The organism is Streptomyces graminofaciens (genome assembly GCF_030294945.1).
Classification (GTDB): Bacteria; Actinomycetota; Actinomycetes; order Streptomycetales; family Streptomycetaceae; genus Streptomyces; species Streptomyces graminofaciens.
Window position 1 is genome coordinate 352,034 of sequence record NZ_AP018448.1, and the last position, 22,932, is coordinate 374,965.

Annotated in this window: 26 protein-coding genes and 2 pseudogenes; 10 read left to right on the forward strand and 18 right to left on the reverse strand. The window is 68.8% G+C overall.

All coding sequences use genetic code 11. From position 1 onward, the window contains the following. Positions 1-418 precede the first annotated feature (418 nt). Positions 419-1,318 carry an alpha/beta hydrolase gene (locus SGFS_RS01735; RefSeq protein WP_286247043.1) on the forward strand — a complete coding sequence of 300 codons (900 nt, stop codon included), beginning with the start codon at positions 419-421 and terminating at the stop codon, positions 1,316-1,318. On the opposite strand, the gene SGFS_RS01740 is transcribed toward SGFS_RS01735, so the two are convergent. Further along, positions 1,287-1,985 (reverse strand): TetR/AcrR family transcriptional regulator, encoded by a 699-nt coding sequence (locus tag SGFS_RS01740; protein WP_286247045.1) that lies wholly within the window; start codon positions 1,983-1,985, stop codon positions 1,287-1,289. The two genes, SGFS_RS01735 and SGFS_RS01740, sit on opposite strands and share 32 nt — an antisense overlap. 146 nt (positions 1,986-2,131) lie before the next feature. On the opposite strand from SGFS_RS01740, the gene SGFS_RS01745 reads away from it, so the two are divergent. From SGFS_RS01745 to SGFS_RS01760, 4 genes and pseudogenes are all read left to right on the forward strand, one after another. Beyond that, complete coding sequence (locus SGFS_RS01745) at positions 2,132-2,809, forward strand: SDR family NAD(P)-dependent oxidoreductase (protein WP_286247047.1); 678 nt, start codon at positions 2,132-2,134, stop codon at positions 2,807-2,809. Between the two features lie 459 nt (positions 2,810-3,268). After that, positions 3,269-4,327 (forward strand): LLM class flavin-dependent oxidoreductase, encoded by a 1,059-nt coding sequence (locus tag SGFS_RS01750; RefSeq protein WP_286247050.1) that lies wholly within the window; start codon positions 3,269-3,271, stop codon positions 4,325-4,327. Positions 4,328-4,429: 102 nt separating this feature from the next. After that, positions 4,430-4,726: a hypothetical protein gene (locus SGFS_RS01755; RefSeq protein WP_286247052.1), complete on the forward strand. Its 297-nt coding sequence runs from the start codon at positions 4,430-4,432 to the stop codon at positions 4,724-4,726. 513 nt (positions 4,727-5,239) lie between these two features. Further along, positions 5,240-6,382: pseudogene (locus SGFS_RS01760) on the forward strand (alpha-amylase family glycosyl hydrolase); the annotation flags it as partial. Between the two features lie 69 nt (positions 6,383-6,451). Here the strand turns inward: SGFS_RS01760 and SGFS_RS01765 are convergent. Both SGFS_RS01765 and SGFS_RS01770 read right to left on the reverse strand, forming a co-directional pair. Beyond that, positions 6,452-6,652, reverse strand: a complete 201-nt coding sequence (locus tag SGFS_RS01765) for a hypothetical protein (RefSeq protein WP_286247054.1) — start codon at positions 6,650-6,652, stop codon at positions 6,452-6,454. A gap of 100 nt (positions 6,653-6,752) precedes the next feature. Next, complete coding sequence (locus SGFS_RS01770; protein WP_434028172.1) at positions 6,753-7,034, reverse strand: NAD(P)-binding domain-containing protein; 282 nt, start codon at positions 7,032-7,034, stop codon at positions 6,753-6,755. A 1,007-nt stretch (positions 7,035-8,041) separates the two neighbouring features. On the opposite strand from SGFS_RS01770, the gene SGFS_RS01775 reads away from it, so the two are divergent. Beyond that, positions 8,042-8,707, forward strand: a complete 666-nt coding sequence (locus SGFS_RS01775; protein ID WP_286247055.1) for a hypothetical protein — start codon at positions 8,042-8,044, stop codon at positions 8,705-8,707. Between the two features lie 94 nt (positions 8,708-8,801). Here SGFS_RS01775 and SGFS_RS51205 read toward each other — a convergent pair whose 3' ends face one another. The 3 genes from SGFS_RS51205 to SGFS_RS51690 all read right to left on the reverse strand — a co-directional run bounded on the left by SGFS_RS51205 (position 8,802) and on the right by SGFS_RS51690 (position 10,413). After that, positions 8,802-9,392, reverse strand: a complete 591-nt coding sequence (locus SGFS_RS51205) for an HD domain-containing protein (protein WP_350283960.1) — start codon at positions 9,390-9,392, stop codon at positions 8,802-8,804. A 94-nt stretch (positions 9,393-9,486) separates the two neighbouring features. Then, positions 9,487-9,834, reverse strand: a complete 348-nt coding sequence (locus SGFS_RS01780; RefSeq protein ID WP_286247056.1) for a PadR family transcriptional regulator — start codon at positions 9,832-9,834, stop codon at positions 9,487-9,489. A 156-nt stretch (positions 9,835-9,990) separates the two neighbouring features. Further along, positions 9,991-10,413 (reverse strand): hypothetical protein, encoded by a 423-nt coding sequence (locus tag SGFS_RS51690; protein ID WP_434025966.1) that lies wholly within the window; start codon positions 10,411-10,413, stop codon positions 9,991-9,993. A gap of 136 nt (positions 10,414-10,549) precedes the next feature. Here SGFS_RS51690 and SGFS_RS01795 point away from each other — a divergent pair, with 136 nt between their 5' ends. Beyond that, positions 10,550-10,729, forward strand: coding sequence for a DUF6192 family protein (locus SGFS_RS01795; RefSeq protein WP_350284069.1), 180 nt, complete (start codon positions 10,550-10,552; stop codon positions 10,727-10,729). A gap of 84 nt (positions 10,730-10,813) precedes the next feature. On the opposite strand, the gene SGFS_RS01800 is transcribed toward SGFS_RS01795, so the two are convergent. The 12 genes and pseudogenes from SGFS_RS01800 to SGFS_RS01850 all read right to left on the reverse strand — a co-directional run bounded on the left by SGFS_RS01800 (position 10,814) and on the right by SGFS_RS01850 (position 20,596). Next, positions 10,814-11,269 (reverse strand): hypothetical protein, encoded by a 456-nt coding sequence (locus tag SGFS_RS01800; RefSeq protein ID WP_286247058.1) that lies wholly within the window; start codon positions 11,267-11,269, stop codon positions 10,814-10,816. Between the two features lie 143 nt (positions 11,270-11,412). Further along, positions 11,413-12,846 carry an FG-GAP repeat protein gene (locus SGFS_RS01805; RefSeq protein WP_286247060.1) on the reverse strand — a complete coding sequence of 478 codons (1,434 nt, stop codon included), beginning with the start codon at positions 12,844-12,846 and terminating at the stop codon, positions 11,413-11,415. A gap of 123 nt (positions 12,847-12,969) precedes the next feature. Then, positions 12,970-13,197: pseudogene (locus SGFS_RS01810) on the reverse strand (NF041680 family putative transposase); the annotation flags it as partial. A gap of 633 nt (positions 13,198-13,830) precedes the next feature. Further along, positions 13,831-14,520 (reverse strand): hypothetical protein, encoded by a 690-nt coding sequence (locus SGFS_RS01815; protein WP_286247061.1) that lies wholly within the window; start codon positions 14,518-14,520, stop codon positions 13,831-13,833. Continuing rightward, a complete protein-coding gene (locus SGFS_RS01820) occupies positions 14,517-15,893 on the reverse strand; it encodes a hypothetical protein (protein WP_286247062.1) in 1,377 nt (458 codons plus the stop codon). Before SGFS_RS01820 ends, SGFS_RS01815 begins: the two co-directional genes overlap by 4 nt. Further along, positions 15,890-16,858: a hypothetical protein gene (locus tag SGFS_RS01825; protein ID WP_286247064.1), complete on the reverse strand. Its 969-nt coding sequence runs from the start codon at positions 16,856-16,858 to the stop codon at positions 15,890-15,892. Before SGFS_RS01825 ends, SGFS_RS01820 begins: the two co-directional genes overlap by 4 nt. After that, positions 16,855-17,181: a helix-turn-helix domain-containing protein gene (locus SGFS_RS01830; protein WP_286247066.1), complete on the reverse strand. Its 327-nt coding sequence runs from the start codon at positions 17,179-17,181 to the stop codon at positions 16,855-16,857. Before SGFS_RS01830 ends, SGFS_RS01825 begins: the two co-directional genes overlap by 4 nt. After that, entirely contained in the window at positions 17,178-17,750 is a 573-nt protein-coding gene (locus SGFS_RS51210; RefSeq protein ID WP_350283961.1) for a tyrosine-type recombinase/integrase, read from the reverse strand. Before SGFS_RS51210 ends, SGFS_RS01830 begins: the two co-directional genes overlap by 4 nt. A 5-nt stretch (positions 17,751-17,755) precedes the next feature. Then, positions 17,756-18,262 (reverse strand): phage integrase N-terminal SAM-like domain-containing protein, encoded by a 507-nt coding sequence (locus SGFS_RS51215; protein ID WP_350283962.1) that lies wholly within the window; start codon positions 18,260-18,262, stop codon positions 17,756-17,758. A 167-nt stretch (positions 18,263-18,429) separates the two neighbouring features. After that, on the reverse strand, positions 18,430-18,960 hold the full coding sequence (locus SGFS_RS01840; protein WP_286247067.1) for a hypothetical protein: 531 nt from the start codon (positions 18,958-18,960) through the stop codon (positions 18,430-18,432). 28 nt (positions 18,961-18,988) lie between these two features. Then, a complete protein-coding gene (locus SGFS_RS01845; protein ID WP_286247069.1) occupies positions 18,989-19,276 on the reverse strand; it encodes a hypothetical protein in 288 nt (95 codons plus the stop codon). Between the two features lie 429 nt (positions 19,277-19,705). Continuing rightward, positions 19,706-20,596: a LysR family transcriptional regulator gene (locus SGFS_RS01850; RefSeq protein ID WP_286247071.1), complete on the reverse strand. Its 891-nt coding sequence runs from the start codon at positions 20,594-20,596 to the stop codon at positions 19,706-19,708. Between the two features lie 135 nt (positions 20,597-20,731). On the opposite strand from SGFS_RS01850, the gene SGFS_RS01855 reads away from it, so the two are divergent. The 3 genes from SGFS_RS01855 to SGFS_RS01865 all read left to right on the forward strand — a co-directional run bounded on the left by SGFS_RS01855 (position 20,732) and on the right by SGFS_RS01865 (position 22,673). After that, a complete protein-coding gene (locus tag SGFS_RS01855; protein ID WP_286247073.1) occupies positions 20,732-21,190 on the forward strand; it encodes a nuclear transport factor 2 family protein in 459 nt (152 codons plus the stop codon). Between the two features lie 199 nt (positions 21,191-21,389). After that, positions 21,390-22,232 (forward strand): NAD(P)H-binding protein, encoded by an 843-nt coding sequence (locus tag SGFS_RS01860; RefSeq protein WP_286247076.1) that lies wholly within the window; start codon positions 21,390-21,392, stop codon positions 22,230-22,232. A 57-nt stretch (positions 22,233-22,289) separates the two neighbouring features. Continuing rightward, positions 22,290-22,673, forward strand: a complete 384-nt coding sequence (locus SGFS_RS01865; protein WP_286247077.1) for a DoxX family protein — start codon at positions 22,290-22,292, stop codon at positions 22,671-22,673. The last annotated feature ends 259 nt before the right edge of the window (positions 22,674-22,932 follow it).

The window sequence follows — 22,932 nt, forward strand, 5'->3', positions numbered from 1 at the left end:
CTGATGTTGTCAGCGCTCGTCCTGTCCGAAGATCTGAAAGCCGCGTATGCGCCGTGTCCCCGGCCCTGCCGACCCGACTCTGCCTATCCCGGTGGCGACACGAGGCCCTCACCTTCCCAAGCCGAGAGCGCGGTTCGGTTCTCGTCACCCGCTCCAGTTCCTCGCCCGCTCCAGATTCCTCGCCCGCTCCAGATTCCTCGCCCGACTGCCCACCCGCCATACGGCGGGGCGGGCAGCAGAAGCTACCGCCATCTGCGGGTTCCTCGGCGTTGTCCGGGATCCGAAAGTGGAGGAACTCGTTCCCAGCCCTTTCCCGGAGGAGAGAACAAAGGCAGACCAGACGGCAGCGGAAATCTTCGGCGCCACAACCACCCGACCGCCTTTCGACGCGGAACTGGCGCCCGTCGCGGAGGCCTTGATGGCAGCCCTGCCGCACTTGTCCGATGAGACCTTCGCGACAGCCCGACAGACCGTGGCCGAAGGGGTTCCCGGTATGGAGCCGGTGGACCTGACGGCGGGCGGCCGGGTAAGGGTGGAAGAGCGCCAGGTCCCCGGCCCGGAAGGCGCGCCGGACATCACGCTGCTGATCCTCCGCCCTGCCGAGGACCGCGGCCCCAAGGGCGGCATCCTCTACATACACGGCGGCGGGATGGTCACAGGGCACCGTCGCACGGGCGTGGACGGGCTCCTCCCGTTCGTGATCGAGGGCAGCGCGGTCGTGGTGTCGGTCGAGTACCGCCTGGCCCCGGAACACCCCGACCCCGCACCCGTCGAGGACTGCTACGCCGGACTGGTGTGGACGGCCAAGAACGCCGCGGAGCTCGGCATCAGCCCCGAGCGTCTCCTCGTCGCCGGTACCAGTGCCGGCGGCGGACTCGCGGCCGGCGTCGCGCTGCTCGCCCGCGACCGATCGTTCCACCGCGCCGCGCTGAGGATCGCCTGCGACCCCGGCAGCTCCGAGACCGACCGTCTCGATGCTGCGCGGTCACGAAGCCCGGCGGACGTCAACGCGCCGCGGTCGCCGTCCTCCTCTGGCGGATCGCCCACAGCGAGGACGAACGCACCGAGGCGACGGCTGAGAACACCGGAGCCTCCTGTTCGAAGCGATGAGAGCGGGCAACGCTGCTGGCGTGCGATGCGCACCTGCAACGAGTCCCGCGCCCTCGCCAGGCTCTTCGGACCGCGGATGTGCGTGCGCCCCATCCTGCGGGACGTGCCGCCTTGGTCACCCTTTCCGGGCATGCTGCCGCCGCGCTTCACCCAGCCACGGCGGGACCCACCTGAGGTCAGCCGGTCGCGTCCGGTTCCGGCGTGGTGAGGACGGCCGGCCTGGCACGGAGCATGGCCTGGTGGAGGTCGTCGTGCGGGGGCGAGGCGGGCAGAGGGCCTCGGGCCGGGGCCTCCAAGGACTGGATGAACAGCGCGACGACACGCCGCCAGGCGTCGGGGGCGGCGCCGCCGGTGGCGTTGACGACACCGGCGTTGGCCATGTGGAGCAGCACGATGTCCGAGGAGTCGAAGTCCTCGCGCAACCGGCCCGCGGCCTTGGCCCGGTCGATGAGCCGCACCATGCCCTCGAGCGCCTCGTTACGGCGCCCCTCCATGGCCTTGGCAGTGGGGAAGGACGTGGTCAGCACGTCGGCGAAGCCGTAGTCGGCGGCCTGCATCGAGCAGGCGGTCTCGACGTAGCCGACGAAACCGTTCCAGGGGTCGGGGTCGTCCAGGGCGGTGGCGACCACGTCGGCGTAGGCATCCATGCGGTCGGCGAAGACGGCGGCGACCAGCTCTTCCTTGGTGGGGAAGCGGCGGAACATGGTGGCGATGCCGACGCCGGCCTCGCGGGCCACGGACGCCATGGAGGCGTTCAGGCCGTCACGGGCGAACACCCTGCGTGCGGCTGCGATGATCCGCCCCCGGTTGCGCTCGGCATCACTGCGCAGCGGCTGGGCGGCGGTGTTGTCGGGGTGCTGGGAGCCAGGGGTCATACCGGCCAGTCTAGCAATCGGATTGACCTATCCATTTTGGGTGCTAGTCTGGCTTCAGCGAGCCGGAGAGGGCTGTCCGGTTCTTTAATCGGATAACCCTATCCGAATCTTGCCGCTTCCCTGCCAAGACTTGCGAAAGGATCGCTGTGACCAGCATCGCCATCATCGGAGCCGGCCCCCAAATGGGCCTGGCCATCGCCCGCACCTTCGGCTCCAAGGGCTTCAACGTCGCCCTGATCTCCCGCAACCGCGAGAAGCTCGACGGTCTCGTCGGCACGCTCACCGCCGAGGGCGTCACCGCCGCCGCATTCCCCGCGAGCGTCCTCGACCATGACGCGCTCACCCAGGCGCTCAAGGACGCCGCCGCCAGGTTCGGCGGCATCGACGTCCTGGAGTACTCCCCGCTCGCCATGGAATCCACCGTGCTGGTCACTCCGGCCGAGAGCGACCCCTCCCACATCCAGCACGAGATCGAGTTCCAGCTGTACGGGGCCATGGCCGCCACCAAGGCGGTACTGCCCGCGATGCGCGAGGCCGGCGCGGGCACCCTGCTCTACACCACCGGCGCCGGCTCTCTCGACCCGCTGCCGATGGTCGGCAACGTCAACGCCGCCGCCGCGGCGCTGCGCAACTGGGTCGTCAACCTGCACAAGGAGCTGGACGGCACCGGAATCCAGGCCGCTCACATCGCCATCGACGTGGCGCTCGGCGGCGCCTCGATCGACCCCACGCTCAAGGCCGCCACGCCCGAGGCGGTTTCCTCCGTCTACTGGGAGCTGCACACCACCAAGCGCGACCAGAGCGAGATCGTCTACAGGGGCTGAGGCCGCGTCGGCTCCCGCTCCGCCCCTTGGCCGCGACGCGGTGCGGCATGCCGTACCGCGTCGCGGCCAAGGAGAAGGCATGCGCTCCGGCGAGCGTGTTCCTGTAGATCGCGCAGGACGCTGCCAGCCGCGGCATTCGTGGCCACCGGCGTCCTGAAGACCACCAAGCCCGCAAGCAGTCCCGGTCTCAGCCCCAACTGCCGTGGGTGAGTGAGCGATGTCGCGGCCCCGGTGGTGCGAGCTCGACGTCACCGAGTTCGCCGCCGCCCTCGGTCTGAGCCTCCCGCACTCCATGGACACCACGGTCGTGCTCACACCGCTGAACCGCCATCGACCTCGCGGTGATCAAGATGCTGAGCGTGAGCTTCGGTGGGGCCCTTTCGGCCCCGTTCCTCCTGAACCTGCGTCCTGCCCACTCCCCAGCCAGTCCGACTTCCCTATCGCGTCCAGGAGCTGTCGGTGGAACTCGGCATCCTCTCTCTGTCCGACCTGCAGACCGACCCCACCACGAACGCACTGCACGACGCCGGGCGCCGCACCCGCGAGATCGTGTCCTACGCCATCGCCGCCGATCAGGCGGGCCTGGACGTCTTCGGCCTCGGCGAGCACCACAGCCCGGACTTCACCGTCGCCAACCCCGCCGTGCCACTGGCCGCGATCGCCCAGGTCACCAGCCGCATCCGCCTGACCAGCGCCGTGTCCGTGCTGTCCACCGCCGACCCGGTCCGCCTCCACCAGGACTTCGCCTCCCTCGACCTGCTCAGCGACGGCCGCGCCGAGATCATCGCCGGGCGCAGCGCCTTCACCGAAGCGTTCCGCCTCTTCGGTATCGGCCTGGACGACTACGACGAGGTGTTCACGGAGAAACTGCGACTGCTGCTCGCCATCCGCGACAACCCCGAGCAGGTCACCTGGCATGGACGTTTCCGCCCGGCTCTGGGCGGCCTCCCGGTCCCGCCTCTCCCCCAGCAGCCCCGACTGCCGCTGTGGCTCGGCGTCGGCGGGACTCCTGCCAGTGTGGAGCGTGCCGGGTATCTCGGGCTGCCCATGACGCTGGGCCTGATCGGCGGGGACATCCGCCGCGCCCGCGCGGCCGCCGAGCACTACCGGGCCGTCGGTACCGGAGCGGGCCACCGGGCCGAGCAGCTCAAGCTCGCCGTCTCCACGCACTTCTACGTCGGCGCCACCTCCCAGGGCGCGCGCGATGACCTCTTTCCTTACTACCGGGAGTATCTGCGGCCCAAGCCGCCCACGGGCCGGGGTCGGCACGTCTCCCGCGCCGACTTCGACGCCGTCTCCAGCCCGTATGGCGCACTGGTGGCCGGCAGCCCTCAGGAGGTCATCGACAAGATCCTCAGCGAGCACGAACTGTTCGGCCTCGACCGCTTCCTCGGCCAGATCGACTTCGGCGGCATGCCCGCCCCGATGGTCCACCGGTCCATCGAACTCCTCGCCACCGAGGTCGCCCCCGCCATCCGCAAGGAACTCGCCCCACCGACAGGACCGAACACCGTCTGAGGACCAGAACCGACTGGCTTCGCCCACGTGCCTGCTCCCGCCGCATTTCCGCCGGCTGAGGTCCGCCCTCAGGGATCCCTCACTCTCGAGGAGAGAACCGCCATGAACGCGACCAACGACCCGTCCTCCACCGTCCCGGTACCACTCGACCCCCACGCGGCACGTCTCGTCGCGGCGTTCAGGGACGCTCTGGTCCGCATGCGCGACGGAGAGGAACTGACCACCGAGGACCTCAACGTGGCCAACGAACTGGTGCAGTTGGTGCAGGCGACCACCGACGCCTCCCTGGCGGCGACAGTCATGCCGTGGTTCAGGGAGGTCTTCCAGGGCCGCCAGGACGGCTCCGCCCCGGCACCCAGCCGCCGCGTTCCGAAGAGTCCGGAACCCCGCTGGTGGTGAGGGTGCGGCAGCCGTCTCCGCCGGTGAACTCGCCGACCACTACCGCCGCATCGACAGCGTCCGCGTGAAGATCGCCCACTGAACAGGCCCGCAACTTCACCGGGTTGGTCTGTCACCGACCGAGAAGGGGCAGGTTCGTGGAAGAAAACAGCACATCGTCATCGCCGGAGGAGGCCCTGTCGGGTTATGGCTCGGGCGGAACTGCGGTCGAGCGGGATCCTCGTCACCGTCGTCGAGGAGCGTACGAAGGTCGATGAGCGCTCCAAGGCGCTCTCCATCCACCCCGCACCACCGAGGTCCTTGCCTCCCGAGGAGCGCACAAGTCGTTCCTCGCCGAGGTCCTGCCGATCCCGAGCGGCCGTTTCGCCGCGCTCGAGGAGCGGCTCGACTTCCGGGAATTGGACACTCCCTTCCCGTACTCCCCCGCCCTGCCCCAGGCTCGCACCGAGGTCCTGCTCCAGGAGCACCCGCTCAGGCTGGGGGTCACGATCGCGCGCGGGCATCGTGTCACCGCTGTACGCCCCCGAACAGCCCGACCTCAACTGGCAGCACCCCGATGTCCACGCCGAGTTCGAGTCCATCCTGCGGTTCTGGTTCGACCGGGGCGTCGACGGCTTCCGCATCGACGTCGCCCATGGACTCGCCAAGGACCCCGAACTGCCCGACCTGCCCCCGCCCCCCGACACGGCACACAGGCAGCCCCTCCACCACGTCCAGCACCCGCACTGGGACCGCGACGAGGTCCACGACATCTACCGTGCCTGGCGCAAGGTCGCCGACGAGTTCGACGGCGACCGGGCCTTCGTCGCCGAAGCCTGGGCCGACACCCCCGAACGCCTCGCCGCCTACGTCCGCCCCGGCGGCCTGCACACCGCCTTCAACTTCGACTTCCTCATGGCCAGCTGGGATCCCAAAGACCTTCGTACGGTCATCGACGACTCCCTCGCCATGCTCAGCGGCATCGGCGCCCCGGCCACCTGGGTGCTCTCCAACCACGACGTCATGCGCCACACCAGCCGCTACGCCCGCAAGACCGTCGCACGGTGGGTCCCCAACGAGCGCTACCAGCCCCAGGGCGCCGTCGACCTGGACCTCGGCACCCGCCGCGCCCGCGCCGCAGCCCTGCTCATGCTCGCCCTCCCCGGCGGCGCCTACATCTACCAGGGCGACGAACTCGGCGTCCCCGAGGTCGAGGACCTGCCCGAGTCCGTTCTGGAGGACCCCATCTGGGAACGCTCCGGCCACACCGACAAAGGCCGCGACGGCTGCCGCGTGCCCATTCCCTGGTCCGGACAGGCGACGCCGTTCGGCTTCAGCCCCGAGGACGCCTACGCTGCACCCTGGCTGCCCCAGCCCGCGACCTGGAACCAGCTCACCGTGGAGGCACAGACCGGCGACAACACTTCGATGCTGGAGCTGTACCGCACCGCCCTCCACTTGCGCCGCGAGAATCCTGCCCTCGGCGACGGCACCATGACCTGGCTCGACACCCCCGTCGGCGTCCTCGCCTTCCGCCGCGACCCTGGCTTCGTATGCGTGGTGAACCTCTCCGGTGAGGCGTACCCGCTGCCCGACCACAGCTCCGTTCTGCTGGCCAGCGGTCCCGTCGAAGACGGCGTGCTGACGCCGGACCAGGCAGCCTGGCTCGCGGTATAGCCACCCGCGACCAGGACCACGACCAGGACCAGCAGTCTTCCCCCCTGATCCGCCAGGGCCTGCCCGGTGCTACTCCCCGCCGATCGGGCAGGCCCTGGCCCCTTCGACGGCGCCCTGCAGGGCGGCCAACTCGACGACGCCGCGGTGGTCCGCGAGACGCTCCGTCGAGCCGCCGAGCCGCCGAGCCGCCGAGCCGCCGAGCCGTCGAGCCGTCGAGCCGTCGAGCCGTCGAGCCGTCGAGCCGTCGAGCCGTCGAGCCGTCGACGACATCATCCCGAGCTTGGGTCCGCCTTCATCGCGTCGGAGTAGCTCAGGAGTGCTGCTCTGAAAGCCCGGAAGAAGGCGATGGGAGACGCTGGTGGGCGAGGTGTCATCGGGCTCGGGTTTCCTGGCGGTCCTCTGAGGTGGTCGTGGCTCCTGCGGGTGTGGGGCTGGGTGCCAGGCAGGTCTTGTGGGCCAGGGCGTCCACGGGGAGCTGGTCGTAGGCTTTCAGCGGGATGGCCACCACCAGGTCCCCGGCACATGCCGCCTCTGCCGGTGTGGTCGCGCGGGCGTGTCCGCCGAGGTCGCCGACGAGATCGGTGAGGGTCTCGGGGCCCCGGGAGTTGCTGAGCAGGATGTCGAGTCCGGCCGAGACGGCCAGGCGGGCCAGGGCTGACCCGGTCTACTTGGTGGGTGGCGCCCTTCGCGGGTCCGGGGGTCCGCGCGGCTACGCCGCGGCGCGCAGCCGGCGAAGACGACGTGGCCGGCCCGGGCGCGGTACGGTGCCGCACCACGTTGTCGTACCGAGTAGTCCACCTGCTGAAGGCGGGGCTGTCCGCACAGCTCGTGGATGCGAATGTGTCCGAGACCATGCCGCCGGGTCCGGCGATCTACGGCTGAAGCAAGACGTCTCCCGCGTCGTTGCGCAGCCCTGGAACCCTGCGAACGGCGGCCTGGGCCGTTCCTCATCGGTTACTGCTCAGACCGAGCATGGTCTGCGTGTGCGCCCACAGCCTCTGGGCGAGTTCGGGGCTGCGGGCCTGCTTCGAGGTCCGGGAGTCGGCCTTCATCCTGTGGAAGTACTGGCCGTTGACGCTGTGCGGGTCAGCGAGGTGGCGAGGGCACGAGTGGCGCTGCGCCCTCTTTGTTGTCGATCATCAGCGTGCGACCGAGACGGGTGTTGTAGATCAGATGGTTGATGCCTGCCGCGCCCCTGCCGATGCTGGAATTGACGACCCCGGGGTGGAACGCGGTGGCAGTGATTCCGGTCTGCGGCGCGCGCCGCCGCGCCGCTCGCTGGGCGCTTCACTGCGTCCCCTTGGTCCCGCCTGCCGCGGCACCAACCGTGCTGCGGCTCACCGCCCTGGACCGGCCGGTTGCTCGGCGCACACTCGCAGCCTGGCACCGCGACCGGGAGACCGACGAGGTGGTTCGGCAACTGCCCATGCGGCCCGCGCGTCCTCATCAGCCCGCCCGTCGGCGAACCCCGTCACCGGATCGCTGGGGCCAGTTCACAGACCTGCTCGAGGAACAGCCCGCTCCGGCTATCCGTACTATCTCTACGGCAGGGCACTGTGCACCAGATATCGCTGCCACCCCGCAGGCACCAGCCTGGGAAAGCACACGTGTGGCAGGTCTTCAACTCCGGCCTTGGGCCGAGGAAAGGTTGTGCGCCCCATGTCCGAGAACGTTTCCACTACCGAACTGACATCGCAGTACAGCGCTCAGGTGAGTGCAGATCTCGAACGCAATGCCAAGGAACAACAGCGGATCGGCGCGGAAATCGCCGCGCTGCAGGAGCAGTTGGCAGCCCATCAGCGTGACCACACGGTGCTGGTCAGCATCCAGCAGGCGATCGGCGCAACACCGGCTTCCGCAGAGCCTGCGGCTCCGTCGGACAGCACCACGGTGCCCGCCCCCCGCGCGGCGAAGGAGACCGCCAAGTCCGGCACAGGCAAGCGGGCACAGACGAAGAAGACCGCCACCGCACCCCGTCGTGGCACGGCCGGGAAGCCGGCGGCCGACAAGGATGCCGACAAGGGTGCTGGCAAGGCGCAGTCCGCTAAGACGGCGCAGCCGACACTGGTCGAGCTGATCCGCGGCCACCTCTCCGAGCAGAGCGAGCCGCGCTCGGCGGCGGAGATCGCCGCAGCCCTCGGCCAGGCCCATCCCGACCGCAGCGTCAAGACGACCGTGGTGCGCACCACCCTCGAAGGGCTGGTGGCCAAGAGCCAGGCGCAACGCAGCAAGCAGGGCTCGTCCGTCTTCTACACCGCATCTGCGGTGCCGGAGCAGGCAGCACCGCCGCAGGCCGAGGAGCAGCCCGCACCAGCCGGCGCGTGACACCGCTGCGGCACAGCCGTGCCGGCCGCTGAGGTCCCGGGCGGGATGCCGGGCGGTCCGCAGCGCGATCCACAGCAGCAAGAGAGTCCCTGCCTCACCGGCCGGGACTCTCTTGCGCCGCCAACAGCTTCTCCACCGGACGGGTGACGGCAACCCAGCCGACCACCTGTGCCTGCCCTGCGGCTCCCGGCTCACCTGCCGCGGCCCGCCGACCTGTCAGTGGTTGTCCGAAGCCGGATGAGGGCGGGAGCACCGGACCGGACGGACCCCGCCAGGCTTCAATGAGCTGTCCTAGCCGCCGAGCAGGTGTCTCACTGATCACGAACAGAACGATCGCCACCACCCGGAGAGCGGCTCCGGCGGGCAACACGGTCACCCAGGCGGTCAGATCTCCGTGCGCCATGGCCATCACACATCCCGATACCGCTCCCAGTGGCACGGCGGCCACCAAGTCAGCGATGTCGGGACCGAATTGGTCAGCCAGACGGCCGGGAGGGCAGGCGGTGTCCTCAAGGTCGTGCAGCCGAGCGGCACACACGACCGGTGGTGGCAAGTGCAGGTGGCCGGCGACGATCGCGGCGACCGCGAGGCGGTGGGTAAGGACCCAAGTCTCCGCTGTGGCGCATGTGCCCCCGATGCCAGAGAGCGGACCCGCCGTAGGCGCGTTCGAGGAGCGTCGTTTCAACGTCGGGGTGGAGTGCGAACGACGGCGAGGACGTCACGAAGGACGGTGCGTTGCCGCGTTGGGGGGTGCGCCGGGGCGCTACCGCCGTCTGCCTTCATGACGCTCCCCCTTCGGAGGCCGGGCGGGCCACTGCCCATCCCGGCAGCGGCCGTTTCCTCGACCGGTAGGCGCGCGCGAGGGAGTCGCGGGCCTGCTCGACGCCCTCTTGAGTGATCCGGTAGAAACGCCGGCGCGGACGGCCGGCCTTCTCGTGCACGGCGGGGTCCTCCCAGGTGCTGTCCACCCAACCGGCCAGTTCCAGACGGGCGAGGATCGGATAGATCGTGCCCGACGGCAGTCCCGCCAGCTCGCACAGCTCAAGGCCATAGCGCCGCTGGGCGGGATCCTCCAGCAAAGCCTGCAAGACCAGTTGGGTCTGCAGGGTCATACGCGGCATACCCATACTCGTACTCTACATAGCCTATATATGGGCTACCCAGAGGCGCGACCGCCGAGACCACGATCCGGCTGCGGCCGCGGCTGCGGCGTCGCGGCCTGCTCGCGGTCTCGCCGGAAGCGGCCGGGGACGCGAGCGGCATCTTGACCTCGGTGTCGATGCTCAACGGACTTCTCCATTACGGCGGTTGCCGAGGAACCTGGCCGCGGAGGCGAGCGCGCCCACCACGAACGCCACCACCGCCAGGGCCATGCCGTAGCCGTACTGCTGGGTGGTGAAGGTGATGTCGTGCATGTAGCTGACCATGGCCTCGGAGAGGTGGAGGGGGCCGCCGCCGACGAGGGCGTAGACGAGTTGGAAGACCTTGAAGACGCCGGTGACGACGAGGCCGGTGACGATGCCGAACGTCTCGCGCATCGTCGGGATCCGGATGTGCCGCAGCTGGCCGGTTCGCTGAGGACGCTGGGCCCGTAACGGCCCCCGATCGACGCCGATGCGGTGGCCCGGGTGGCTCTGCGCGAGCCCGACCTGCCCAAGGCGTGCCCGGACGGGCCGAGCCGGGACATCAAACTGTTGGTCGACCATCGGCGCACGCTAGTGGCCCAGCGCACCCCGATCGGCCACAAGCCGGCGCTGGTTCCTGCACGAGCGCGACCGGGAACTTGCCGTCGCCTCTCGTGGCCTGCGCCGCCTGTGCGTCCCGGACCACCTGGCCCGAGCCTTGATCCAGCATCGCGGGACGCTCGCGGCCATCGCCTCCGAACTGGTCGCGGACGAGCGCGAGGTGCTGCTGTCGAACATCGCCCGGGCCCGCGCCACTTTGGACTGGATGGAGACCGCGGTGTCGACCGGTCAGGTCCACATGGACGAGGAACTCGCCCGCATCCTGCGGGGTGAATAGCCGTGCGCAAACGCTCCCCGGCTTGCGAGCTGAGCCAGTACCAGATCCGCAGCGGTCCGACCGCCTGCGAGCCCTACGGGACGCCTATTCGCCGCCGGAAAACTCCCACCGTGAAGTCCACCCCATATCAACCGATTGCGTAGTCACAAACCACCCGAACTCATCCGTGGACAGCAAGCGGCCGGTGGCTGCGTTCTTTACCAGAAGGCCGTGGCCAGACTGGGTGTAGTTCCATTTCTGATAGTCGCCACCGTTGTATTCCATGTAGTACACCTCGCCATTCCAGTTGCCGTCGAGGCACTGATTCGTATAAGCCTTGACGATGTTGGCACCTCTCCGGTCCCACAGCTGGAACCGATCCCCCCAACGGCATTCTTCGCCGCGCACCCCCCACCTGCCAGACGAAAGCTCGTTCGTGCGGGCAGTGAGACACTTGTCCGCCCCCGGATCGAATTCCATCTTGATCCAGGTATTCTCGGCAGCCCTCGCGCTCGGCGCGAACAGTGCCGCATTGACGACTGAGACGGCGATCGTCGCCAACGTGACCAGGTCTATCCGCCCGAAGCAATGATCCACATCGCCTCTAACGACAACCTCGCCAAGCGCATAACGGATGAGACCACACCCACCCGGCGAGGAACCTAATAGGAAATAAACAGCAATTCGCCTACATCAAACGCCCTCTAATGCCCCAGCACTTCGCCGTACTTGATGGCCCCGTGGGGCAGCGCGAAGCCGAAGGGGGTCAGCGACTTGCCCAACGGGTACGTCTCCTCGGTGCTGCTCGGCGCGAACCAGACGCCACCCGACCTGGGCTCACCGGCGTTCTCCCCGGGCGCGCTCACCGCTGTGTCCCACAGGCCGTCGCGGTTGTAGTCGCCGACGGCCAACTGGGCGCCGAAGCGGTCGCCGGCCTCGGCCGTGCCGGGCATGTTCGGGGTGCTCTGGCTGCGGGCGAGACCGCCGTAGAGGCCCTGCTCCGTGCCGTTCATGGTGACGTATCCGCCCGCGTCCTTCACGGTGCCCACGTCCTCGCCGGGCACGCCGACCACCAGTTCCGGTCGGCTGTCGCCGTTCAGGTCGCCGGCGGACAGCGCGGCGCCGAAGTCGTCGCCCTCCTCGGCGGCACCACCGACCTCCGGGTTCGACTGGGTGATGCACTCGTACTCGGCGCCGAACCGTGCGGTCTTCGAGCCCTTGAGCAGGAGCACCGCACCACCGAGCCGATCCTCGCAATGCGTGCTCTCCGACTCGGGGTTGGGCTGTACGAGGCCGATCGCGAGGTCGTCGGTGCCGTCCTGGTCGAAGTCTTCGGCGGCGAGCGCGCTGCCGCGGTCGGCGTCGGCGTACCACTGGGCCGGCTTGGCCTGGTCGTCCCAGCGCGTGATGAAGGTGCTGGAGTCCTCTATGCCCTGCCAGGTGGCGGCGAGGTCGTCCCGGCCATCGCCGTCGAAGTCGCCGGTGGCCAGGTCGCGGGTGGCGCCGCCCATGCTGTAGCGGCGCAGGGTGGTGGTGGTCACCGGGTCGGCGGTGAGAGGGCCCGGGCGGAACCGGAGCGCGCCGTGCTCCTCGCCGTTCTCGCCGTACGCGAGGTCCGTGTCGCCGTCGCCGTCGTAGTCGCCCGTGGCGATGGTCCGGCCGATGCTGCTGTACTCGGACGCGCCCCTGGCCACGGTGGTGCCCTTGACGTTCCACTCCGAGCCGTCCAGGACGGTGATGGTGCCCTCGTCCTTGAGCTGATCGGAAGTGAGTGACTCGCCGCTCGCGCCGACGACGAGCTCGAAGACGCCGTCGCCGTTCACGTCGACGGGTGCCACGGAGGAGCCGAAGCGGTCGCCCGCCTCGGGCGTGCCGGGTATGCCGGCCTCGGCCTGGCTGATGACGCCGGTGGACTGGCTCGGGCTCTGCGGGCCGCCATAGATCACGCTGACATAGCCGGCCTTGGCTTTGCCGTCCACCGTGGCATTGGGCATGCCGACCGCGATGTCCGCGTATCCGTCGCCGTTGAAGTCGAACCGCGGAGTCGTTGCAGCCGCGGCGCTCCCGGCGAGCGGCAGGGTCAGGCCGGCTGCGGTGAGTGCCGCCACGGCGGCGGCGGCCAGGGTGCGTGCGCGCACGGTGAACTCCCATAGTCGAAGGAGGAAATGAGGGCGAAGGATTATGGGGATGTGACTCATGAGGGGTACGAAGGGTTGTGAGAAGGTGGCCGCCCGGTGGACAGGACTCAGCTTGTTCTTTATCTACCAGGGCCTACCGGGCTTGCCGATGGCGCTGAGGGTCTCGGGGCGTTTGGCGGTCCTGCCCACGTCGTAGCGGGGTGCGGGAGGGCGGTTCTTGGTCCCGGGCGACCGTCCGGGACCGGCGCCACGCGGTTGGGGAACACGGGCCGGGCAGAGCAGGTGGGCTCGGATGTTTCTGAACCCCCGGCGGACCCGGGCCGGGGTGAGGCGTTCGGGCCTGGCCGGCCGCGGCCGTCCGGATGGGACACCCCTCGGGGAAGGCTGCCACGGCTGACCACACGCCAGTTCCGCAGGACCCTGGCCTGGTTCATCGCCCGCCGCCCTGGCGGCACCATCGCAGGAGCCCTGCAATACCGCCACCAGTACGTCCAGATGTTCGAGGGCTACGCTGGCACCAGCGATTCCGGGTTCCGCGACGAGGTCGAATCTACCCCGTCAAGCGGTGGACATGGGGAAGTAACGGTAAGCGTGATCCGGGTAAACTTCGGCGCGACGGGGTGGTTCGTGTGCATTCGACTGCCGCGAACATGCATTCCATTCCAGGGCAGATTGAAATTTGCCACATTAGGCGTTGCTGCCTGAAGGCGAGCCTTACGATGGCTACTGAGCTTGAACTCGGATTGTCATCGGCGTGAGGGATAGCCCTTTTCCGGCGAGGCATCCGTCGATTCTCGCGCGTCAGTTGCATGCAGCCGTGCCGGATCCCAATGCCCTGGAAGCGTAGCTTTACTATTTCTCGCTTCCCAAGTCTGTTGTTTATCGTCCGCAGCCCTGACGGCAAGGTATTCCGCCCAATCCCGCCTGGCGTAGGCCACCCTGTTTACTGGCGAGAGGGGGTTATTCCGACCGTGCACTATTCCCTCAACTGCCCTCAGGTTGAGTACGGCCGCCGCTCAGCGAGTGGCGGGCCGTTCCCTCAGGCGTGAAGGTGAAGCCGTCCATGAACAGGGTGCCGCCGGCGCGGAACGCCCAGAGGATTGGCTCGGCGTGGACGCACGACGATGATGGGCTTGGGCTCGTGAAACTGTTCCAGAGGTGAAAGCAGAGAAGGACGTCGTCCCGCCGATCGGTCGTATAGGCAAGTGTCTTGGGATAGTTGGGGTTGGTCCCTCCGAAGAGCACCGAGGGCGGACCGAACGCCGTGACGACATCGCTGAGGAACCGATCCTCTCGGCACCAGGTCTCGCTGGCGTGACGGATCTCGTCGTATTCGCTTGAGGTGAGGGTCCGGTCGAGTCTCAGCCATCCCTGGCGGTGTGCAATCTCGGCATACACCGACGCCACAGAGCCCTCGTGCGTATCACCCCAGAGATCTTGGAAGGCTCCGCGCACTCCAGTGGAGAAGGCCACTCTCGTTTGGAGATCCTTCAGCTCCTCCTGCCATACCTGCTCAGCAGCGTCGGCGAACGCCACTGCGTCGAGGTAGAGCCTGAGCGCCGTCTCGCCGCCATACATTCCGGGGCGGCGCATAGCAGCGTTCAAGTGCGCGAGTAGGTACCCGCGTACTTCTTGCGCTGTGCGCCCGTTGCTGTCGCTGGTCGTGTCGGTCATCGGTTGTCCTCCTGTTGGTCCTCGGCTCGGGCGGCGAGGTACTCGGCCCAGTCGCGTCGGGCGTAGGCGACCCAGCGGAGTGCGGTGTGGCGGTGCATCCCGGTCACGTCGGCGAGGATCGGGCTGGGGAGATCAGCAGCAAGGGCGGCCAGCGCCGCGTTGCGGGCGGTGCGAACCGGGATGCCGTGCCGGTTGAGCTTCTGGGTCATGCCGTGGGTCGAGATCGGCTTGCCCGGGACCATGCCGGGGAAGAGCCATTGAGGGCCTGGGCGGACTCGCGAGAGCTGCGGCCGCAGCTGGGGCTGTTCGGCGAGGCGCCGAAGGAGTTCGGCGAGACGTGGAGGCAGCAGGACGGGATGGCGGCCCAGGACGAGGTGGGTGTCCTTGTCGCCAAACTTGAGGTGCTCGGGCGTCAGATGGCAGAGGCGTTCTGTGGACGGGCCGAACAGCAGGGTGATCGCGCCGGCCGCCCGGACATCCGTGGGCAGGGCCTCGTCGGTGAGGCAACGCTGGAGGAGCGGCCACCGATCGTCCTCGTCGAGCAGGTTCTGTGGCTCCTGCCTCGGGATGGAAGGAACCGTGAGCTCGCGGGTGAGCCGACGGCTCGTGGTCCATTTCAGAAAGTACCGGATCAGGTAGCGACGTTGGCTGGTGGCTCCGGCGATCCAGTCGTCGATGTGCTCCTGGGCGAGGTCGGCGAGGTCCAGGCCGCGTTGGTCTATCCAGGACAGGAAGTCCAGGGCAACGCTGACGCGGCGCCGCAGGTCGCGGTCGGCGGAGGCGGGGTGGCGGCGGATAGCGGCCCGCTGGCGCAGGAACCAGTGCAGGAACGGGCGGGCGAGGTTGGCGTGCGCGGCTGACTTGTCCTCGAGCTCGTGCTCCAGCCAGCCCGGGATGCGTTCGAGGTCCTCATGGCGTTCCTCCAAGACGCCGGTGTGGAACAGGAGTTGACGGATGTAGCGCTGGTTCCGGCTGGGCGGGAGCTCGTCCAACAACTCGTGGCTGAGCATGTGGCCTTCGGCCGCGAGCTGGGCGAGGAGCTTGGTGTTCGGGCTCTCCTTGAGCCACTGGATCGCCGGAAACGGCGAGGGAGCGTCCGCCAGCGCGGCGGCGAGCGGTTTCATCTGCGGGGCGACCATGCCGTCGGGACCGGTCAGCAGGGCGTTGACCCGCTCGGCGAGGACGCAGTGAGCGCATCGGCCGCGGCTGTGGGGGTTGCCGGCCCTGCCGCACTGACGGCAGGTGTAGTCGGCGGCGAAGCCGACGCAGGGTCCGCAGACTCCGGCGCCGTCGTTGTTCCGTGCGATCAGTGGCTGGACTGTGCCGCGGGAACACTCGGCCGGCGACCGGAGCACAGCGTTGTAGCAGCTCATGCAGACCGGCCCGATGGGCCACCGCGTGTTGACCGGTTTGGTCCGACCACATCGAGCGCATGGCTCTCCTGGACGATTACGCCGGTAGCAGTTGCCGCAGACCGGCTGGCCTGCGCATCGCGGCTGGTGCAGGGGCGGACCCGGCTGCAGATCGAGCAGGTCACCTCGGGGCCGCGGTAGCAGCCGTCGCAGAGGTCGGGTTGACCGTCACGTGCATTGCGGGCGATGCGCTTGAGCTGACCGCACCGTCCGCAGGGACGCCGTGGTCGGCGGTGGCGGTTGTAGCAGAGGTGGCAGAGTGCCCCGTCGTCGTCAACGAGGGCAGCTGCTGCGGTCTTTCCGCAGCTCACGCACGTGTGCATCGGGCGTTTCCAGCAGCCCCTGCAGAGGGCTCGGCCGTCCTCGCGGCGGACGGCCGGAGCTCGGGACTGGCCGCATTCGGCGCACTCCTCGAAGATCTCCGTGTCCGAGTGGTAGCGGGTGTGGCAGATGCGCCCCTCGGGTCGGCGGGCCGCGATGCGTACGTTCTCGCGTCCGCAGCGGGCGCATGTCGCCTGCCGGCTCCGGGCGTCGCAGGTGCCGCAGAGCCGTCCTTCGGGACGGAGTTGGCGCAGGTCGCTTCGTATCTTTCCGCAGTGTGCGCAACCGGGGCGGACCACGGGGTGCCCTGCGTCGTGCAGGACTTCGGCGAGCCGCAGCAGAACCGGTGGGCAGAGCGAACTGCCCGACGTCAGCGCGTCAGGCTGGGCAGCGAGGTGTCCGGCCAGTTCCTCCAGGAACTTCGCCGCCCCCCGCACGGGGATCGGGACCGCGGTCACCAGCGCGGCCTCGGCCTCCTGGGCGCCGAGCGACGGCAGCACCAACGTGAGCTGGCCGACGGCGGCGGACGTCGCGGCCTCCATGCGGGCGACCTGCGCCGCAAGGCGGGCGACGATCGACAGGGCGGTCGGGGACGGCGCGGTCACAGGCCCTCCGGCCGCCGGATCGAGGTCCGGCGCACGGCCGGAAGCGTGCCGGGCGTCTCTCCGCCGGCGGTCTTGCGTACCTCTTCGTTGACGACCCGGATCTCGATGAGGTCGTTGGGCTGGCAGTCGAGGATGTCGCACAGAGCCGCGAGAGTGTCCATCGACATCCGCTGCGGCGGCTGCGTGACCAGGCGGAAGACCTGCTCACGCGAGAGGTTGACGCCCCGCTCGGCCAGCAGCGGCACCAGGTCGGTGGTCTGGAACATCTCCCGGTCGGCCATGAGCTTGCGCAGATTCCAGCGGTAGCCCATCTTCTTGATCACTTCGGGTCCTCCCAGATGCCGGGGAATCGCTGGCCCAACTTCTTGTGCAGCAGCCGATTGCGGTACTCGTCCGAGACACCCGTATAAAGGGCCGTCGTGCTGGCATAGCCGTGACCGGCCTGGTCTTGGACGAACCGCTCCGGGTAATCAAATTCGGTCAAATGTGTGATACATGAATGCCTCAGGCAGTGCAATTCGAGTTCTTCGGGCAGGTCGGCGGCCTGCTTCGCGGCTTCGAAGGCTTCGTTCGCCGCCCGGCGCGACAGGCGCCCGGAGCGTTCGGTGACCCAGATCGCCGGGTGCTTTCCCACGTTGAACCGGGGCCGGACCTCGGTCAGGTAGTGGTCGAGGTCCTCGACGATCCAGTCCATCTCGGGGACCGTGAAGATGGTGCGGCGCTTGGGCGGACTGCCCTTGGACGACTTGCCCCAGCGCACGAACACCGCCCCGTGGCGCTTGTACTGCGGAGCCTTCGGATTGCGCCTCAGGTCGGCGAGATCGAGGCCGACGTTCTCCCGGCGCCGCATGCCGTAGGCGTAGCAGGTCTTGAGTAGGGCGGAGTCGCGCATCGCGGTCAACGCGCCCTTGCGGCCGCGCTTTCGGATCTCCTCGACCCGGCCGTCGGCGGCGTCGAACAGGCCTGGATCTCGTCGTAGGTCAGCGGCCTCCGGCTCGGGTCGCCTTCGTACTCGCTGACGTGGGTGACGGTGTTCCACTCGTGCAGGATCTGGACCGGCACCTGGCCGAAGCGCTCTTGGCAGACGGACATCCAGTCGTAGCGCGGATCGGTGATGTACTCGCAGAACAGCCGCAGGTGGTTCAGGTAGTTACGGCCGCTCGACACGGTGAACGTCGGCGTCTTCGTGCGCAGGTGGTCGATGAACGCCTCGAACTCCGCAGGCTGCCACTGCCACGGGTACTGGTTGGAGAACTCGGCGAACCGGCGGACCAGCGACAGTCGCGGCTTGATGGTCCCCTCCCACTTCAGGAAGCGGGCCCGCTGCTGTTTGGTCCACCCCTCCAACATGGCCTTGAACACGGCGGGTTCGGGGTCCAGGTAGGAGATCCCGATTACAAGCATCAGGTGTGCCGCACCCGCCGAATCGGCCGCTTTCGCCACTCCAACCTCCGTTGCGTTAGGTGCAACATTGTTGGGATGGCATCGCCGGGGCGCAAGAGGCGCTGGTAGATGGCGTGCACGGTGCGAGAGGATGACGGAGCAGACGCCTCTCACCTGCCGATTCACGCTTACTTGGACCCTGCGGAGTGCTGCATCAGATGCAACTCCGCCCCGTTCTCGGAGTCGCGTATGCCGGAGAGGTAGGCGATCACGATCCAGCAGGTCACCTGCAGCAGTCGCTCCAGGCGGGCGACGTCGTAGTACGAGATGCGCTTCACCCATGACCGGTCGTCCAGCTGCCCCTGGGGAGCGTGCGCGAGGGGGCAGTCCGTGTCGACTCCGACGTCCCGGGCGGCGTCCGCGATCATCTGCCGTGGCCGGGCCTCGTCCAGGCGGTGTATGGGATAGCCCAGCAGCCGGGCGAGGTAGCTGGTGCTGGGGAAGGGCGCTCCGCGGCGGCCGGAGGCCAGGCGCGCGGGGGCAGCTGGCAGAGGGTGCTGGCGGCGGCGGAAGTCGTCCAGCAGTGCCGCCAGGGCGGTGGGCAGGTCGGGGCCGGCGGGCGGCCGGGCATCGATGGCGTCGCGCTCGGCTCCGGCGGCCAGGACGTGGTCGGCGAAGTCGTCGATCCAGCGGATCGCCCAGGTCAGCAGCGGCCCCACGACCTGCTCATGGATACGGTCGGTGAGATTATCTCCGGCAGGTCGGCGGTGAGCGCGTGCCCATGCCCGCCACAAGGGCCGCCGTAGGGGGTCGTTCGAGGTGGTCGGGCAGGACGTTGCGGTAGGCCCACAGCATCCGTACTGCTCGGCGGTGGCGTCGGGTCGCCCCGCCGGACAGCCTCCACGTCATGATCTCCCGGTGGTAATCGTCCAGGCCCTCACCGTCGATCTCCCGCAGGGTGCGATCTCGGGTGTGGACCCACCACAGGAAGCGCCTGACGCAGGTGTAGTAGGTACGGATGCTGTCGATCGCCAAGGGCAGTTTCTCCCGGCGGTGTGTCCTGGGCGAGCAGGGTGAGGAACAAGGGCTTGACGATCTCGACCAGTTGGGGCGGCAGGAGGGTGAAGTCGAGCCGCAGGGTCTTCTGGTCGGCCCGCAGCCATGCCGGCGTCAGCACCCACAAGTCCTCGGCGAACCGGGACGTCTCCTCCAGCGCAACGTCATCGCGCAGCGGGCGTTTGGTGAGCACCAGAGTGTCACCGGGCACCGCAGGTGTCACTTCCTGCTCGAAGATCCGCCGTTGACCGTACAGACCTCCTGCGGCCTGCTCGGGGGCCTGATTCCTCCCGCAGGAGGAATGCTCCGCGGCCCCGCCCGAATACGCCGGGGCCGCGCGGGCGAGGGCTGTGGCGGACGTAGCGGCCGGGTTGGGCGCGCGCCCCCGTTCGCTGCCCGTTGTCGCTGTCACAGTGCGATGGGGCCGAGGTCGGCGGCGGTTTGGGCCAGTGCGCGGATGGTAGGGCTGTCAGCGGTGGTGCGCCAGGTGAGTGCCCATTCGAGGGTGGGGGCGTCGTGGAGGGGCAGGAAGACGATGCCGGGGGGCCTGTTGTAGCGCGCGGCTATTTCGCCCAGCGGGTGGACACAGCGTCCAGCAGCGACCAGGGAGAGGATCTCGTGGAAGGTCCGTGCGGCGGGCCCACGTGGGATACGGCGGCCGAGCGGGGTGCGGGTGGGGACCATGGAGGCGACCCAGTACTCGGGGGCTTCGGGGCCGAGGTCGACGACGTGGTTGTCGGCGAGGTCTTCCAGGGACGCGGTGCCGCGTTGGGCGAGCGGATGATCTGCGGAGACGGCCAGCACGCGGCCTCCGGTGAGCACGGTGGGGCCGACAGTGAGGTCCGGTTCGGCGACGGGCAGCCACAGCACGTGCGCGTCGTGCTCTCCGGTGCGCAGGGCGGTGAACGCGTCGCTGCCGTTGATTTCGCCGAACTGGATGTCGCTGCCGGGGTAGCGGGTGCGGAACGCGTCGACGAGGGGGCGTAGTTCGTGTCCGGCGTGGCCGAAGACGCCCAGCCGTAGGGTCCGGCCCGCGCCCGGACCGGCTGATTGGGCGCGGGCGAGTCCTGCGTGGAGGAGGTCGAGGGCCTGCTGGAGGTCTTCACACAGGCGCCTGCCGACAGGGGTCAGGGCCACGCGTCGGCTGGTGCGATCGAACAGGGCCACGCCGAGGCGTCGTTCTTGTCTGCGGATGGCCTGGCTGACGCGGGCCTGGGACACATGAAGCCGTTCGGCGGTGCGGCCGAAGTGCAGCTCTTCCGCCAGTGTCAGGAAGATCTCGATGTCGCGCAGCTCCATACATAACTCCCACGTTATGGATAGCTCCACGGACTCTACATTGTTCCACCGCTGACCTGGATCGATGCTGGACACATCATCTACCGGGCAGGCGGCAGACGCCTGACCGACGCATCGATAAGGCAGGGAAGCCCGATGAGCGCTATGCAGGCCGTCTTCGATCGCGTCGAGATCGAGGCGCTGCGCGCCGAGGTCACCGACGCTGTGATGATGCGCGATTTCGACCGCGTCGCCTCGCTGTTCACGCCCGAGGGCGCCATGCGATGGCCGCACATCGACAAGGAGTTCGTCGGCCGCGAGGAGATCCGCGCGGGGATCGAGTGGGGGCAAGGACTGTGGGAGTTCTTCTTTCAGACCGTCCACCCCGGCGTCATCCGGCTCGACGGCGACACCGCGGTCGGGCGCGTGTACATCCAGGAGTTCGGTCGGATGCACGACGGCACCTCGCACCTGAACTACGCCCTCTATCACGACCGCTACCAGCGCATGTCCGACGGCTGGAAGTTCAGCGAACGCGTCTACGAGGTCAAGTACCTCGACTCCACCCCGCTTACGGGCTCACCGCCCCGACACCTGGCGCACAGGCGCGTCTGACGACCACCGATGGGCCGACCGGGACGTGCATCGACCACCTGGCCGCGTCGTGTTGCGACCGCCCTTCCCCGAGTCCGTGGACATCTGTTCTCAAGCACACGACCCACCCGGGCAGCCGGCTCGCCATGACCGACGACCGGCGCATGCCTCCATCCTCCGCATCAACCGAAATCAGCATCAATCAAAGGGGAGAACCGTCATGATCCTGATCACTGGAGCCAACGGCGTCGTCGGGCGTCAGGTGATGAACCTGCTGCTGCAGGAGGGCACGGCCATCACCGCGGTCACGCGCGGCCCCGGCTCGGCCGCGCTCCCGGACGACGTCCAAGCCGTCAGCGGCGACCTGTTCCGCCCCCAGTGGATCGAGGCGGCGCTAGAGGGAGTGGAGGCCCTGCAGATCAGCCCGCGCGCCACCGGCCCGGGACTTGGCGAACTCCTGCGGCTCGCCGTCAAACAGGGCGTGCAGCGTGTGGTGCTGCTGTCGGCCACCACCGTGGAGCATCCCGCAGGGGAAGCCCGCTTCGCCGCGCAGTTCCAGCGCGCCGAGGACCTCGTCAGCAGCTCCGGCCTGGACTGGACGGTCCTGCGCCTGGCCGACTTCGCGGCCAATGCACTCGCCTGGGCGCCCCAGATCAGGTCCGGCGACGTGGTGCGCGGCGCGTGCGGCCAAGCCGCCACCTCGCCCATCCACGAAACCGACATCGCGGCCGTCGCCGCACGCGCCCTCCGCGGCAGCGTTCCCCCGGGGTCGATCCACACACTGACCGGGCCGCAGTCACTGGACCAGATTGAGAAGGTGCACCTCATCGGTGCCGCCCTCGGCCGGGCACTGTCCTTCCAGGAGCTCCCGCCGGAGCGCATACGCCAGGGCATGCTCGCGCAAGGACTGCCCGAGGAGGTCCCCGACCGCCTGCTCGGCTCCCTGGCCGACTACGTCCACCGCCCAGGACCCACCACCAGCGCCGTGGAAGACCTGCTGGGTCGACCCGCGCGCACCTTCGCAGACTGGGCACGCGACAACGCACCCGCCTTCGGCGGCTGATTCCCCGCCGATTCCCACGACTTCGCACTCACTTCACACAAGACTGGGAGTTCACCCATGAACCTCACTCTTTGGATCGCCGCCGGACTGCTGACCGCGGTCGCCCTGGCCGGCGGCAGCAGCAAGACCTTCATCCCTAAGGCGAGTCTGGCCGCGCAGCACGGCGGGGAATGGACGCAAGACGCAAGCACCGGCTTCATCAAGACCCTCGGGGTCCTCGAACTCATGGCGGCGGTCGGCCTGATCCTGCCCGCCGTGCTCGACATCGCACCGGTCATGGTGCCGGTGACGGCCGCCTGCTGGATCGCCCTCGTGGTAGGCGCCATGATCACCCACGGTCGCCTCGGCCAGTCCAGACTGGTGCTGCTCAACACGGTCTATCTCGCGCTTGCCGTCTTCGTCGCGTGGGGCCGCTTCGGCTCTTGGTCCTTCGGCAGCTGACAAAGGTCGTCGGTCTCTCGCACCGGTGTCGTCGGTCCCACCTCGGCTGCAGGCGCACGTCCGCGCCCCGCGCCGAGGTGGCGTCAGCTCCGTGCCCTACTACAACGCCGAACCCGTGGCACCACCGCACTTGGCCGATCTCGTTGCCCTTGGCCGGATGCAGATGTCGTCGGAAGCGCCCCCCCAGGACGGCATAGGGTGGTGTCCGTTCCGGCGGGCTGTGCATCAGCGGTTCTCCGCGCCGCGGCAGAAACCCCGG

Coding starts and splice junctions, on each gene's coding strand:
- SGFS_RS01735 (WP_286247043.1), top strand. CDS start 419: ATGGCAGCCCTGCCGCACTTGTCCGATGAGACCTTCGCGACAGCCCGA.
- SGFS_RS01740 (WP_286247045.1), bottom strand. CDS start 1,985: ATGACCCCTGGCTCCCAGCACCCCGACAACACCGCCGCCCAGCCGCTG.
- SGFS_RS01755 (WP_286247052.1), top strand. CDS start 4,430: ATGAACGCGACCAACGACCCGTCCTCCACCGTCCCGGTACCACTCGAC.
- SGFS_RS01765 (WP_286247054.1), bottom strand. CDS start 6,652: ATGTCGTCGACGGCTCGACGGCTCGACGGCTCGACGGCTCGACGGCTC.
- SGFS_RS01775 (WP_286247055.1), top strand. CDS start 8,042: ATGTCCGAGAACGTTTCCACTACCGAACTGACATCGCAGTACAGCGCT.
- SGFS_RS01780 (WP_286247056.1), bottom strand. CDS start 9,834: ATGGGTATGCCGCGTATGACCCTGCAGACCCAACTGGTCTTGCAGGCT.
- SGFS_RS51690 (WP_434025966.1), bottom strand. CDS start 10,413: ATGGTCGACCAACAGTTTGATGTCCCGGCTCGGCCCGTCCGGGCACGC.
- SGFS_RS01815 (WP_286247061.1), bottom strand. CDS start 14,520: ATGACCGACACGACCAGCGACAGCAACGGGCGCACAGCGCAAGAAGTA.
- SGFS_RS01820 (WP_286247062.1), bottom strand. CDS start 15,893: ATGAGCTGCTACAACGCTGTGCTCCGGTCGCCGGCCGAGTGTTCCCGC.
- SGFS_RS51210 (WP_350283961.1), bottom strand. CDS start 17,750: ATGCGCGACTCCGCCCTACTCAAGACCTGCTACGCCTACGGCATGCGG.
- SGFS_RS51215 (WP_350283962.1), bottom strand. CDS start 18,262: ATGCTTGTAATCGGGATCTCCTACCTGGACCCCGAACCCGCCGTGTTC.
- SGFS_RS01850 (WP_286247071.1), bottom strand. CDS start 20,596: ATGGAGCTGCGCGACATCGAGATCTTCCTGACACTGGCGGAAGAGCTG.
- SGFS_RS01855 (WP_286247073.1), top strand. CDS start 20,732: ATGAGCGCTATGCAGGCCGTCTTCGATCGCGTCGAGATCGAGGCGCTG.
- SGFS_RS01860 (WP_286247076.1), top strand. CDS start 21,390: ATGATCCTGATCACTGGAGCCAACGGCGTCGTCGGGCGTCAGGTGATG.
- SGFS_RS01865 (WP_286247077.1), top strand. CDS start 22,290: ATGAACCTCACTCTTTGGATCGCCGCCGGACTGCTGACCGCGGTCGCC.